Origin of the sequence: Nitrospira sp., from assembly GCA_030692565.1 — a bacterium.
In the GTDB taxonomy this organism is placed as follows: domain Bacteria; phylum Nitrospirota; class Nitrospiria; order Nitrospirales; family Nitrospiraceae; genus Nitrospira_D.
The window spans coordinates 263,547-276,291 of the sequence record JAUYAO010000058.1 but is presented as its reverse complement, the minus strand read 5'-3'; the positions used below and the strand labels follow the sequence as shown (position 1 = coordinate 276,291).

Annotated in this window: 14 protein-coding genes; 13 read left to right on the top strand and 1 reads right to left on the bottom strand. The window is 55.2% G+C overall.

What is annotated here, in order from left to right; all coding sequences use genetic code 11:
* Nucleotides 1–27 precede the first annotated feature (27 nt).
* Complete coding sequence (locus Q8N04_18050) at nucleotides 28–198, bottom strand: hypothetical protein (GenBank protein ID MDP3092582.1); 171 nt, start codon at nucleotides 196–198, stop codon at nucleotides 28–30.
* Between the two features lie 159 nt (nucleotides 199–357).
* On the opposite strand from Q8N04_18050, the gene Q8N04_18045 reads away from it, so the two are divergent.
* From Q8N04_18045 to Q8N04_17985, 13 genes are all read left to right on the top strand, one after another.
* Nucleotides 358–672: a metalloregulator ArsR/SmtB family transcription factor gene (locus Q8N04_18045; protein ID MDP3092581.1), complete on the top strand. Its 315-nt coding sequence runs from the start codon at nucleotides 358–360 to the stop codon at nucleotides 670–672.
* 68 nt (nucleotides 673–740) lie between these two features.
* Nucleotides 741–1,829, top strand: coding sequence for an ACR3 family arsenite efflux transporter (gene arsB / locus Q8N04_18040; protein MDP3092580.1), 1,089 nt, complete (start codon nucleotides 741–743; stop codon nucleotides 1,827–1,829).
* A 50-nt stretch (nucleotides 1,830–1,879) separates the two neighbouring features.
* On the top strand, nucleotides 1,880–2,347 hold the full coding sequence (locus Q8N04_18035; protein ID MDP3092579.1) for an ArsI/CadI family heavy metal resistance metalloenzyme: 468 nt from the start codon (nucleotides 1,880–1,882) through the stop codon (nucleotides 2,345–2,347).
* A gap of 5 nt (nucleotides 2,348–2,352) precedes the next feature.
* Entirely contained in the window at nucleotides 2,353–2,793 is a 441-nt protein-coding gene (locus Q8N04_18030) for an arsenate reductase ArsC (protein MDP3092578.1), read from the top strand.
* Nucleotides 2,794–2,962: 169 nt separating this feature from the next.
* Nucleotides 2,963–4,246, top strand: coding sequence for an NAD(P)/FAD-dependent oxidoreductase (locus Q8N04_18025; protein ID MDP3092577.1), 1,284 nt, complete (start codon nucleotides 2,963–2,965; stop codon nucleotides 4,244–4,246).
* Between the two features lie 989 nt (nucleotides 4,247–5,235).
* Nucleotides 5,236–6,048: a zf-HC2 domain-containing protein gene (locus tag Q8N04_18020; protein ID MDP3092576.1), complete on the top strand. Its 813-nt coding sequence runs from the start codon at nucleotides 5,236–5,238 to the stop codon at nucleotides 6,046–6,048.
* A 488-nt stretch (nucleotides 6,049–6,536) separates the two neighbouring features.
* Nucleotides 6,537–7,553: a metallophosphoesterase gene (locus Q8N04_18015; protein ID MDP3092575.1), complete on the top strand. Its 1,017-nt coding sequence runs from the start codon at nucleotides 6,537–6,539 to the stop codon at nucleotides 7,551–7,553.
* 16 nt (nucleotides 7,554–7,569) lie between these two features.
* Entirely contained in the window at nucleotides 7,570–8,082 is a 513-nt protein-coding gene (locus Q8N04_18010; protein ID MDP3092574.1) for a hypothetical protein, read from the top strand.
* A gap of 68 nt (nucleotides 8,083–8,150) precedes the next feature.
* Nucleotides 8,151–8,792 carry a hypothetical protein gene (locus tag Q8N04_18005; protein MDP3092573.1) on the top strand — a complete coding sequence of 214 codons (642 nt, stop codon included), beginning with the start codon at nucleotides 8,151–8,153 and terminating at the stop codon, nucleotides 8,790–8,792.
* Nucleotides 8,793–8,794: 2 nt separating this feature from the next.
* On the top strand, nucleotides 8,795–9,079 hold the full coding sequence (locus Q8N04_18000) for a hypothetical protein (protein MDP3092572.1): 285 nt from the start codon (nucleotides 8,795–8,797) through the stop codon (nucleotides 9,077–9,079).
* A 356-nt stretch (nucleotides 9,080–9,435) separates the two neighbouring features.
* Nucleotides 9,436–11,004, top strand: a complete 1,569-nt coding sequence (locus Q8N04_17995; GenBank protein MDP3092571.1) for a hypothetical protein — start codon at nucleotides 9,436–9,438, stop codon at nucleotides 11,002–11,004.
* Nucleotides 11,005–11,076: 72 nt separating this feature from the next.
* Nucleotides 11,077–11,565, top strand: a complete 489-nt coding sequence (locus Q8N04_17990) for a hypothetical protein (GenBank protein ID MDP3092570.1) — start codon at nucleotides 11,077–11,079, stop codon at nucleotides 11,563–11,565.
* A gap of 241 nt (nucleotides 11,566–11,806) precedes the next feature.
* The gene (locus Q8N04_17985; GenBank protein ID MDP3092569.1) at nucleotides 11,807–12,727 is read left to right on the top strand and encodes a hypothetical protein; all 921 of its coding nucleotides are present in this window, start codon (nucleotides 11,807–11,809) and stop codon (nucleotides 12,725–12,727) included.
* Nucleotides 12,728–12,745: the final 18 nt, after the last annotated feature.

Below are 12,745 nucleotides of genomic sequence, written 5' to 3'. Positions count from 1 at the left end.
GATGGGAGCAGATCAACAGCGTGAGTCTCACGCAGCCCGCATGAACGAGTCTTTTCTCGGTCGGCTGCTGAGGCGATTCTGCTGAATCAATGGATCCAAGACCAATCCGCAATTGATGCATCGATGCACGACCGATTTAGGTGCGAGTTCCGGTCGCTGTTCCTCGATCATCAATCCTTTGCACTTTTGACAATTCATCAATCTATCCTCCTCTTGATACCGACGAGTGCGAGAGTGCGATCAATGCTCGGGAGGAAACTTAACATCCGCAGATTAATCCCATGTTAACCGGTAGTTAAAAGTGTCTAATCTTTGCTTGTTTGATTAATCAATATTTGTTGATGTATATTGCCTCCAATGTCGACGAAGCGACGAGTCAAAGCCGCGGCCCTCTTTCATGCTCTATCCGATGAGACGCGGCTTGAGGTTCTCAATAGGCTGAAGCGGGGAGAGCAATGCGTTTGCGAATTAACGGCCGCTCTTCAGGCCGGGCAGTCGAGACTGTCGTTTCATCTCAGGGTATTGAAAGAAGCCGGATTGATTCAGGACCGTCCCGAAGGGCGTTGGATGTATTACTCGTTGAGTCGAGAGGGATTAGAAGACCTTGAGGACTTTATCGGCGAACTCAAGAAGGCAATCACGCATCCCGGGTCTTCAAAGCAATGCGAGTAGCCCATTGTTGTGGATTTAGCATCAACATTTCTTGATTAGTATGGCGTGTTGCCATGAGGGCACTCGTAATGGGTTCAGCGATCAAAGCATCGGCTCCCTCTGAAAAACGGCTGAACGTATTCGAGCGCTACCTGACCGTCTGGGTTGGGTTGTGCATCGTTGCTGGAGTCCTTATCGGGCAGGCATTCCCGTCGTTGGCGCGCACATTTCGGAGCTGGGAGCTCGGGGAGGGAAGCCATATCAACCTTCCCATCGCCGTCCTTATATGGCTGATGATTATTCCGATGATGATGAAAGTTGACCTCACGGCTCTGCGAAATGTAGGTCGCCGGCCGCAAGGACTGTTCGTCACACTTATCGTCAATTGGCTCGTCAAGCCGTTCTCCATGGCCTTCTTCGCTTGGCTGTGCTTTCGGTTCGTCTTTGCGTCATGGATGTCTTCAGCGGAAGCTGATCAATATATTGCCGGCTGCATTATCTTGGCCGCGGCTCCCTGTACTGCCATGGTATTTGTCTGGAGCTATTTGACAGATGGCGATCCGGCCTACACGTTAGTCCAAGTGACAGTGAACGATCTGCTGATGCTGATCCTGTTCGCCCCGATTATCGGGTTCCTGGTGAGCGGGGCGTCCTCGTTGACGGTCCCGTTCGGTGTCCTGCTGTATTCTGTGGTGGCCTTTATTGTGATCCCTCTGGTGACCGGTACGCTGGTTCGGGCGTGGTTCATTACCCGACATGGCAAAACCTGGTTCGAACAGGAACTTCTGCCGCGTTTTGCTCCGGTCACGATAGCGGCGCTGCTCCTGACGCTCGTGTTCATTTTTGCCTTTCAAGCAGACAACATCGTGGCCAAACCTTGGCATGTGGCGTTGATCGCGATTCCGATTCTCTTCCAGGTCTATATGAATGCCTCCCTGGCCTATGGGCTGATGCGGTGGCTTCGGGTGCCGTATGCGGTGGCCGCGCCTGGCGCCCTCATTGGAGCAAGCAATTTCTTTGAACTCGCGGTGGCGACCGCCATCGCCTTATTCGGACCTGAATCGGGAGCGGCGCTGGCGACCGTGGTCGGCGTGCTGGTTGAAGTGCCGGTGATGTTGTCCGTCTGCCACGTCTGCAATCGTACGAGGCATTGGTTCCCCAAAGAGGCGGTAGCCTGAAGGATCTGTGACCGGTTGAATGTTGATTGAGGGAATATAGAGGAGAGACCATGAAACGTTTTCATATCCATATCGGAGTCGAGAAGCTCGAAGAGGCGATCCGCTTCTATAGTGCCCTGTTTGGCGCGGCTCCGGTGAAAACCAAGCCGGATTATGCGAAGTGGATGCTCGAAGACCCGCGTGTCAATTTTGCAATTTCTACCCGCGCGAAAAAGAATGGCGTAGATCATCTCGGAATTCAGGTCGAGGAGGAGGGTGAATTAAACGAGTTGCGCAGCCGTCTTGAGAGGGGGGATATGAAGCTTCTGGAGGAGGGAACCACGACCTGCTGCTACGCGCGATCGGATAAGTCCTGGATACAAGACCCGGCAGGTATTCCCTGGGAGACCTATCGCACGATGGAAGATGCTCAGTTCTTTTCAGAAGGCGCAGGCGATGCTGACGGGGCTTGCTGTGTTCCGGACGTGCCGGCGCAGCGCATCACTTTGAACCCCTCACCCAGCAAGGGAGGGTGCTGAGACTCATGCCGACGGATCCCATCAAGGCTCTCATTCTCTGTACCGGGAATTCATGCCGCTCGATCATGGCCGAGGCCCTCTTGAATGAATTGGGGCAGGGACGCTTCCACGCATGGAGTGCCGGGAGTTTCCCGACCGGGTACGTACATCCGCGATCCATTGAAACCCTCAAGCGCCATGGCATAGATCCCGGCCAGCCCTACAGCAAATCCTGGAACGAGTTTGCCGCTCAACCCCTCGACTTGGTGATTACGGTCTGTGATCAGGCCGCCGGTGAGACTTGTCCGATTTTTCCCGGCAAGCCGACGAAGCTTCATTGGGGGACGCCCGATCCTGCTAAAGTGGTCGGGAATGAGGTCGACACTCAAGCGGCATTCGACCGTGCTTTCTTCTTTCTCAAAGAGCGGGTCGAGCAGCTGATTGCGGCCTCCGAACGTTCGCAATAGGCTCAGAAGCGATCTCGATCTCCTGCCGTCTGTCGCGCGTATGCGACGTGGCCCCCCCACCGATCGCTCGACCGGTACCGTCAATCCTGTTAGAGTTGCCACTTAGAGTTGCCACGCGCGACGATTCCCCTGTGAAATCCAACTGCATTGACGGCTCTAAGGTATTTTCATGTCCGGTCCAGTAATTGATCCGATGGCCACGGCCGATGTCGCCATCATCGGCGCAGGTGCGGCCGGCCTCGCCGCTGCGATTTTTGCTGGAGAAACGGCCGAGCCATCCGGGTCACGATCGATCGTGCTCCTTGATGGGGCCAAGACCATCGGAGCAAAACTTCTCGTGTCCGGTGGAGGCCGCTGCAACGTCACGCATGAGGTGGTGGCGCCGACCGACTTCTTCGGCAATCGCCGCATTATCAAGAATGTGCTGGCCGCATTTTCTGTTGACGCCACCATCACGTGGTTCGCCTCGATGGGTGTTGAACTTAAGCGGGAAGAGACCGGCAAGTTGTTTCCTGTCACTGATAGATCGCGAACCGTCCTGAACGCGCTCGTTGAGCGCTGTCGCGAACTCGGCATCGCTATTCTTTCAGATCATCGCGTGACCAAGATCGCCCGCGTTCCTGATTCGCCGGCGGGATTTGTCGTTCACCATAGTCACGGAGCTCTCGCGGCGAGTCGGGTGATTTTGGCCACGGGAGGTCGATCGATTCCCAAGTCGGGGAGCGACGGGTTGGGCTATGAGCTGGCCCGGCGGCTGGGGCACCATGTCACGCCGACGGTCCCGGCGCTTGCGCCACTCGTGCTGGATGACCGCATGTTTCACAAGAATCTCTCCGGTCTCTCGCAAGAGGTCGAACTCACCACGGTTGTGAAGGGGAAAACGCTCGATGTTCGGAACGGCAGCTTGCTCTGGACTCACTTCGGGATCAGTGGGCCGGTTGTGATGGATGTCAGTCGATTCTGGTGTTTGGCGCAGGAGCAGGGAGAACCAGCCGAGGTCCACGGTAACTTTTTCCCTGGGAAGAATCAGGAGCAGGTACGGCAGTGGTTTATGGAACAGACGAGAGACCATCCCCGTCGCTCTCTTGGGAAGACCCTTGCCCAGCGGCTACCTCAGCGATTCACCGATTCTCTCATTCAGCATGCCGGTTGCGATGGGCAGACGGCCATTGCGCAACTGCCGAGAAAAGATCGGGACCACCTCCTGCCTCTCCTGACGAAATTTCTGTTTCCCATCGTACAGGATCGAGGATGGAACTATGCCGAGGTGACAGCCGGCGGGGTGCCGTTAGAAGAAGTAAATTTCCGCACAATGGAATCGAAGCTGGTGCCGGGTTTCTATCTGGCCGGAGAAATCCTCGATTGCGATGGGCGGATCGGCGGCTTCAACTTCCAATGGGCTTGGGCTACGGGGCATCTTGCCGGTCGAACAGCTGGCTCAGGGGGCGAGTGAAAACCTCCCATACGATTGGTTGGGAGGCCATGGTGTAGTCACGCTGCAAGGTATTTCTGGCAGGGCTAGACCGCGCAAGATATTGAATACACGGTGGAGTTATGGCCATGGAATAAAACTCTGCTCTCAACTGTTACAAGTGTAAGGAAAGTGTTATGGGCTATGGCCTGTCGCGCAAAGGGTTGGGGGCTAAGTTGCATCTGGACACGGACATGGTTGTGGCGCTTTCCTGTTATGTAGTCCCTGCATACGGTCGTATTGCTAATTTGAGAGTGGAGGTTTTGAATCAGGCTATCGGCGTAGATCGCGGGTGCGCTGGCGAATGAATGAAGGGCTGCCAGACACATTGGACGAGCGGAGCTTATCAGAATCATTGGGTAAGGTCTCCATGGACCTCGAAAAGCAGCGAGCAGCCTTTGAGTCGTCCGCACTTTTGTACCTGGATGCGCTGTATGGGTTCGCCCTTGTGCTCACGGGCCGACCGAACGAAGCGGAAGACTTGGTCCAGGACACGTACGTCAGGGCGTTGCAGTTTTATCACCGGTATCAGGAAGGAACAAATTGCAAAGCTTGGTTATTTACGATCATGAAGAGAATTTTCCTGAACCAGATTCCGCAGCGGGCTCGGGAGGTGTTGTGTCCGGACCGAGAAGATCAGGAAGGAGGGGGGGGCAGTGAATTTCTTGAGTACCATTCTGTTCTGGTTGATAATACCTTCGGCGGGAGGGATGAGGTTTTCCGACAGGATGTTGTGAAAGCGCTAGACCTGCTTCCCGATTCGTTTCGAGTCGTGGTCTTGCTGTGTGATGTGGAAGGATTTAGTTACAGTGAGATGGCTCAGATGTTGGACTGTCCAATAGGAACGGTAATGTCCAGGCTCTCGCGAGGAAGGGATATTCTGCGACAGATACTGTGCGCTTATACGAACCAAGGACCACGTGTGAAGTCGGATGTGAAGAGGCTTAGTCACGATGCTTGATTGTCAGGAAATGCAGCGATTTCTTCACTCGTATCTGGACGGAGAGTTGTTCACACGAGATGCGGTGGAGATTCAGTCTCATCTGGATAACTGTTCCGCCTGTACGGCGTTGTATCGGAACGAAAAGCTGTTTCTTGATTTGCTGAGAAAATCGATCCCGCGCTCGCATGCGCCGATCGGGCTCGAGGCAAAAGTGAAGCAGGCTTTAGACACGGTCTGTCGGCGGGAAAAACCGCGAGCATGGTTCAGGCGGATCGCTGTTCCGGCGTCAGCGGTTGCCGTGCTGGCTGGCGTAGTCGTTGTAGCGATGCAGCTGTTTGTTGGCAACCCAGTTGTGCCGGATATTGTTGGCGCGGCTGTGGCAACGCATGAGCGCTATGCATCTAAAAGTCTTCAATTGAACATCCACAGCCATGAGCCAGCTGAAGTATCTCGCTGGCTTCAAGAACAAGCTGGATTTACAGTGTCACTCACTCAGGCCCCGGTGAAGAATCTGAATCTCTTGGGAGGAAGATTGGTTGAAGTGAATGGCCAAAAAGCCGTATTTGTCGCGTATGACGTGGGAGGGCATCCCCTCTCTCTGGTCATCACGGCTGCGCAGGGCGTAAAGCTTTTTGGCGGTCAGGAAATGGTGGACAAAGACGTTCGCTTCTACCAGTCCTCTTACCATGGACTCCAGACGCTGAGTTGGTCGCTCGAAGGAATGGCCTACGTCTTTGTGTCCGATGCCCAGGAGTTGAACAAGCAAGCTTGCCTAATTTGCCATACCAGCAGTAGGGATTTGAAGTCTTCTGGCGGCCACTCTGCCGTGCGGTCCATGTAGCCTCGTTTCCTCTTTGCCTCCGTACCCCACTTCTTCAGTCTCCACAACGGTTTCCTTTTTTCGCTGCCTTACCATGGCGCAAGGACATCGTGTGGCGCGATGAATGTCAGGAAAGTAGAAGGGAGCGGTATGCCGCATTCCTTGCCGCACTTGTCCTCCACCTATCCGATCTGCCGCTGAAAGATTTGTCCCGCATCCATTCTGCTCGTTGAACAGGAATAAAACACGGACCTTGTCTGTTACGGGTATATTACGCGCCTGTGAGCGGAGGGTGCACACTACGAGTCATTCCGCGAACGTCACAGGCGTGTGGATGTGAGAAGTCAAGATGGATGGAGACGAATCATGGCGGCCGATGTTTCAACGAAAGGAGGAAATCGCACGCATAGTGTCGGACCGTCGAGTGCATTGATGCGGTGAGTCGGTGTCGTTAATGGCAACGCTCGAATCCAATCGTAAGGTGTAGGTGGGGAGAATTGGAGGGACCTATGAAGAAACAACATGAAGAAGACCTTGTGGGAGACGGACTCTCTCGCCGGGATTTTATGAAGATGTCTGCGTTTACCGGCCTTGCGGCATCGCTTGGCGGGCTCGTGTCGTTGGATTTCCTGTCTCCTTCCACTGTGCAGGCTCAAAGCGTGGGAGCGGGAATGGGGAAGCCATTCACCTTTGCGGTGATGGCGGATCACCATACGATGGGGCCGAAAAATAACTACATGAAGATGCGGGTTGAGCGGTGCGTGCAAGAGATCAATAATTTAAGCGTTAAGCCCGATTTCATCATGTCACTTGGAGATGTGGTGCATGATGGTTCGGATGAACAAATGAAGTACTTCGATGAGCTGATTGCCCCGCTGAAGGCGCCGGTGAAGTACATCACGGGAGAGCACGATTGGTACCTCGATATGGGGGAATCCTACGGGAAACATTATGGCAAGACGACCTACTCGTGGAATCACAACGGCGTGCATTTCGTGGCGTTGAACACCGTCGTGCTTCGGGACTTCTGGACAGCCAGAGGGCTGTCGGCCCAAGAGCGCATGGATATTGCCGGTACGTTGAATCACCCGTTGCCTGGTCCTTTTCATGTGGGGGAAAAGCAATTGCTTTGGTTGCGCGACGATCTTAAGAGCGTCAAGAAAAACACGCCCATTATCATCTTCTCGCATTCTCCCTTGTACTACTACTACAAGCCCTGGAACTTCTGGACTGAAGACGCCGGTGAAGTCCACCTGTTGTTGGATGGGTACGAACACGTCCAGGTGATTCACGGGCATGTGCATCACATCGTGAAGAACCAGATTGGCAACATCAAATTCGCCAGCAGCCTCTCGACGGGCTGGCCGCATCCCTATCCATCGAGCGGATTGCCGGCGGGTTCACCGAAGATGCCGCGTGCCAATCCAGGCAATGTCTTCGGGGGCCTGGGCTGGGACACGATGGGCGTCGACGACCAAGGCGAAGTAGGCATTAAGTATGAAGAGTGGTCACGGACGAAGGCCTGATTGAAGGGGAGGTGTGATGATGAAAAAAAGTGTATCAGTGAAGCAGATCGCGTTGATGGCGATCGGAGCCTGTGTCATGTCGGTCCCGATGTGGGTCTATGCCCAGCGGGCCATGGATGTGCAAGCGTTGCCGGGACTCTCGTCTGAGGGACAGCGAAAAGACGCTCAAAGCGGGGAGATTCTTGACCGTAAGACGGTTGAAACCGGCACGAAAGAATTGCAGGAAATGATCGCGCTGGGCGACAAGCTCTGGCACAGCCGTGACTTACCGATGAGTGGAAATGGTCAAGCCTGCAACATGTGTCACGCGGATGGCTCGGTGACACATCCGGAAACGTACCCGAAGTATAAGCCGCAGATTGGGCAGGTTGCCACCATCCAGCAGATGATGGGCTGGTGTATTGCGATTCCGAATCAGGGGAAACCGTATGCCTTAGGCAGCAAGGAAATGAATGCCCTTGAAGCCTATATGAACTGGAACAACAGGGGTCAGGTGATGGAGATTGGGGCTGCGCCTTCGAATTCTTGACGCAGATGGCGGGCACAGTCTGCGCCATTGTATCTTTTCTGAGCATTGGACAACGAGGAGATCGCCATATGGAACTGCCAGAATCACAGAGCGACAAGCCGCGTATCAGTTGGTTTTTGGTTATAGGGCTCATCGCTGCTTTGGGGGGATTTCCCTCCAGGGCAGCGGCCTTCCCCGGAGATACGGGAATGGAAATGATCATGAAGCATGGCCCGCCCGCTTTGCCGGGCTCGATCGAGCTCCCGCCTAAAGCTGGATTTCAAGCCGGAAAATCGCCCTCTGTCTTGGTGGTGTGGTTCCAGACTAAGTACCATCCCCTGGCATTGCCTTTGGAACTCGAAGGCCGGGTGGTGGCGTCGTTTCGGTTTGACCGGGATTCTGTGTTAAAGCGAATCAAGCAGGGCGAATCCCATGCAATGTGGGATGACTTACGCAGCGACTTTGAAAACCTATTCACATCGCTCACGACAGACCAATTTCAGCAGTTTCTTACCGCATTGGATCATCAGGGGTGGAGAGTTACCAACATGACCCACCACCAGGAGCCGCCCTATGATCTGTACGAAGTTGCATCGCGGGACGGCAACTTGAAGGCGGAATTCTCGTTCCGAACTCCGGGAGTTCCGTCCCCTTCCGCTACGGACCTGTACTACGGGGGAAAGTTTCCGGATGGTAATTTCTGGTTACGGGTACAGAGAGGGAGGAGTTGATCGTGGCAAACCGACCAGTCGGCGTGTCTTCGGAGACCTTGGAACTGAAGTATAAGATTGAAATGGCTGAGCGCCGCTTCAATGATATGCGGCAATTGGTCGAAGCGAAGGGGTACGACTGGGACATGATCGATCTGAAACGGATGCAGCGGGAACTTGACGACTTGATCAAGAGGTATGAAGAGCGGATGTCGAAGCAGCTTGGCTGTAGGTATCGCTATGGCTCTTCGGCTGTGGCGCCACAGGTGGGAACGCATCCATTCGAGCATCAGGCTCGGGAGAAATAACCATGGCCAGCGGGGCCGGACCTCCTCAAGCGGACGGCACAAGACCCACGCCTGGCCTCGCCTTCAAGGAAGTGCGATGCATGCGGTGCGGGCGTCTGCTCTTGCGATGGGAGATGAGCGGATCGTCTCAAGTCGAAGTCAAATGTCCACGATGCCAGCAGTTGAACCTTTTGAAGCTGGAGCAAGGAAGAGGTTCATAGCCGACGTAGATATGCCAATCGGTAACTTGCACCTGACCCATTGAGACTCAGAAGCCCGTCGAGGCTCAGAAGCCCATCCCGGAGTGATACCCGAGGATGGGCTTTTGTATTCTGCCGTCAAGACCAGAGATCATTGTGACCGAGAGGAGGGTGCCGATGAAAAGGTTAATGAGCTTCGCATTGGGCGTTCTGATTGTGAGCGGGTGTATGGGAGGAGTGGTCTTTGCCGAAGAATGGGAAGACACTTTCCGTGCGGGTCCAAAATTCTCCGGTCCTTCCAGTTTAAGCCCCAAATTCACCATCAACGGCGATTATCGGATTCGTGGTTTCTACAACAATAACCTGACGGACGCGAGCAACTCACGAAAAGATACGAATGCGTTCAACATCCAGCGGTATGTGCTCGATGTCAGCGTCGTCAGCGGAGAAGGACCCATCAGTGTTGAAGGCCACGTTACTCCGTTTCTCACCAGCTCCAACGGAACTGGGCAATCTCGCCTTGGGAAAGTCGCCTTCGGCCCAGACAGCAGTGCCTCAACCAGCTGTACCGGAGTTGGAAACGAAGGGACCGGGACGGGGTGTACCCAAAACACATTCTCGATGTTGCAGGCGTACCTGCAAGTCAATTTTAACAAGGTGAGCCTGAGGGTAGGCCGGCAGATCTTTACTATCGGCAACGCGCTGTTGGTCCAAGACGCGGTCGACGCATTCCGTTTGGACGTGCCGCTCGATTCCTCCTCCACCGTTACCGTGGCGAATCTGAAGATCCTGGATTCAACGCGTGCGGCAGGCGTCGGTGGCGTGTTTGTCGGGAACGGATCGGCCGGCGGGCCCGGAGGGGATACGGATCTGTACATCGCAAACTATCGATATAGTCCGGACAAAGATTTCCGGATCGATGTCTTTGCCGGTTTGTACAAAGATCGTGGCCCGTCGTTTATCAGTCAATTGAATCCCAACCTGGCGGGATTCGGCGGGTCGGCGACTGCGCAAGCCGGCCTCTACGGAGTGGCTGGTGAACTGCGGCGCGGAAACTTTCACAGCACCTTTGAAGCGGATTTGATTCGGGGCACGGTGCAGAACCCGAACGGTCCTGCTCCGCTTCTACAAGGGTATAACCTGCTGCTCAGTGGAGATGTGGACTTGGGAGGAGGGCTTAACGCGGGCGCCACGTTTCTGCACAGCTCCGGCCAGGATGCAGGAGATTTGAGCTCCGGCAAGCGGGCGAACATGAACGGCATCAACGGGAACTACACCATGGGTATCATCACCATGAACGTGGGCGCGCGCTCGCCTGCCCCGATCGATGGGACCTGTCCAAGCTGGGCCGATGCACGGGGGCTCGGGGGACGGCCTGGGTGTTACGGAGGATCGGGACTGACCGCCATCAAGGTGTCGGCCAACTACACACCGCCGACCATGCCGAAGCTCAATATCGAGGGCGATGTCTTGCCGGTGTGGAGCGCTCGCGATCGCGCGATCCAGAGCACGGCCGGCGGCTCCCAGTTTACCAAGGGCGGAAACTTTATCGGCACGGAGCTTGACATCTTTGTCCGCTACCAGATTCTCAAGGACCTCTCGGCGGTGCTGGCCTATGGATGCCTCTTTACCGGGAACTACTTTGAAGCTCCGACCGCGGCCACGGTGGGTGTGGGGAATAATCCGGTGACGCAGAAAGCTGACAATATGCAAGTGGGATTGATCGAAATGAACTATCGATTCTGATCAGGACTGGCTGTGCTCGTACCCCTGCCCTTGCAGCGGGGTATCGAGTCTAGAGAGGAAAGGAGCAGGAGAATGATGACATCGCAATTACGTCGGTCAATCGTTGCGCTCACCGTGTTCGTGCTGATGGTGGCCGTCCACGGAGTGGCATTGGCCAAAGAGTTCACGTTTCGAGCTCAAGAGTTGGGCGGGTCTGGCGGCAAAGGGGAAATCTGGTTACCCAGCTCGGTCGTCATAGACCAGAAAGCCGATCTCGGGGAGCCGTTGTATTTTGTGTTGCAAAATCCCACTCCGACCAATCATGAGTTTGCCGTGGGCGGGCTTCTCATGATTCTGTCGGAGGAGGTGATGAGCGCCCTACGGCCGGACGCATTTACTGGGGCTGTGCCGCCGGCTCAGATCATGGCCCCGATTCGTGTCATGATCAAGGCGGGGGAAACCAAGAAAATTCGGGTAGCACTGACCGGGCTGGAAGGCCCACGGAATCTCGGTGCGCGCTATCCATACTTTTGCCCTACGCACAAGGATATTCAAGTCGGAGGGTTTATTTTCGTTGATTAAGGCTGGTGTATCTCTGACGGGTTGGACGGTGATGATGGGAGAGGCCAAGGCATAGATCAGGTGGAAAAGGGAGAGCCAGCGCTCCGGATTTCGGCGCCCAAGAGGTTTCAGGCGTTCCTCCTGTCTTCTTGCACTGTCGGATGGATCGACTGGCTCTCCCCCCATTGTGCCAGGTTGCACAGGTGTGCCTCTGAAAGGAGTCCGTTCGATCGAGTGGTGAACCGAATAGACAAGGTGGCGCATGATGGTGGCGAAGCCTACAGGCTGGAAACATGTAGTTGTAATCTGTCGGCCCGGAAATGTGGGTGCGGTTGCCGCACTACCGGTTGCACTGACGCTGAAGACTCATTGGCCTGATTGTCGAGTTACCTGTGTGATCCGTGCGACTACGACGGAGGTGCTGCAGCATCAATCGGCTGTGGATGCCGTTGTCTGCGATCCTGGATATGTGTCACTGGTGAAATATTTTCGCCGTCAGCCTCCCACTGCTGTATTCGTTTTCTCTCCATGCTTCGCCGGATTACTCGCGGCGTTTGTCGCACATGTTCCCACGCGCATCGTTGATGGTGCCGGCATGCTGGGATGGTGTAAAGGACTTATCCCGAAGAGACTTTCTCGGTCCCGTCACTCCTTCGATGGAATCGCCATATCGGGAATGCTGCGCTCTTTGGGATTACCGCCTCAGCTGCCGGGGCGTCCCTGGATTGTCCTTGCGCAGAGGGAAAAGCGGCGAGCGCATCGTCGGCTTTGCCGCGCATCACGGCCGCGCGTGCTCGTCCATCCGTCAGCCCTGATTGGCTCGCTGGGCCTGCTAGATTCTAGATGGAGTCTTGTGCTTGCGGGCCTGGAAGCGCAGGCCAGCCCACGGCAATCTCTTTCCCAGTGGGTTGAACGTGGGGTGCTGAACCTGCTCGATAAACTCTCATTACGTGAATGGATTTCGATCCTGGTTGAATGTGACGTCTTCGTGTCGGCGGATGACGAGTCCCTCTTGTTGGCTGACGCGATGGGCATACCCACGGTACGTCTTGCTTCGTCGAGCAGGCGGAGAGAGTCTGTACCGGTGTTGCCCGAGGCCGTGATGTGGCAAGTAGAAGTTGTCCTTCGCCATCGGCTTAGGATTGTCCAGCGAGCCGATGGCCCCTATTCGGAAGTAAGGTGAAGCCGAGGCAGTGATCTG

What these genes read in the sequence shown, in the direction of transcription:
- Q8N04_18050 (MDP3092582.1), bottom strand. Translation starts at nt 198, where the DNA reads ATGAATTGTCAAAAGTGCAAAGGATTGATGATCGAGGAACAGCGACCG.
- Q8N04_18045 (MDP3092581.1), top strand. Translation starts at nt 358, where the DNA reads ATGTCGACGAAGCGACGAGTCAAAGCCGCGGCCCTCTTTCATGCTCTA.
- arsB (MDP3092580.1), top strand. Translation starts at nt 741, where the DNA reads ATGGGTTCAGCGATCAAAGCATCGGCTCCCTCTGAAAAACGGCTGAAC.
- Q8N04_18035 (MDP3092579.1), top strand. Translation starts at nt 1,880, where the DNA reads ATGAAACGTTTTCATATCCATATCGGAGTCGAGAAGCTCGAAGAGGCG.
- Q8N04_18030 (MDP3092578.1), top strand. Translation starts at nt 2,353, where the DNA reads ATGCCGACGGATCCCATCAAGGCTCTCATTCTCTGTACCGGGAATTCA.
- Q8N04_18025 (MDP3092577.1), top strand. Translation starts at nt 2,963, where the DNA reads ATGTCCGGTCCAGTAATTGATCCGATGGCCACGGCCGATGTCGCCATC.
- Q8N04_18020 (MDP3092576.1), top strand. Translation starts at nt 5,236, where the DNA reads ATGCAGCGATTTCTTCACTCGTATCTGGACGGAGAGTTGTTCACACGA.
- Q8N04_18015 (MDP3092575.1), top strand. Translation starts at nt 6,537, where the DNA reads ATGAAGAAACAACATGAAGAAGACCTTGTGGGAGACGGACTCTCTCGC.
- Q8N04_18010 (MDP3092574.1), top strand. Translation starts at nt 7,570, where the DNA reads ATGATGAAAAAAAGTGTATCAGTGAAGCAGATCGCGTTGATGGCGATC.
- Q8N04_18005 (MDP3092573.1), top strand. Translation starts at nt 8,151, where the DNA reads ATGGAACTGCCAGAATCACAGAGCGACAAGCCGCGTATCAGTTGGTTT.
- Q8N04_17995 (MDP3092571.1), top strand. Translation starts at nt 9,436, where the DNA reads ATGAAAAGGTTAATGAGCTTCGCATTGGGCGTTCTGATTGTGAGCGGG.
- Q8N04_17990 (MDP3092570.1), top strand. Translation starts at nt 11,077, where the DNA reads ATGATGACATCGCAATTACGTCGGTCAATCGTTGCGCTCACCGTGTTC.
- Q8N04_17985 (MDP3092569.1), top strand. Translation starts at nt 11,807, where the DNA reads ATGATGGTGGCGAAGCCTACAGGCTGGAAACATGTAGTTGTAATCTGT.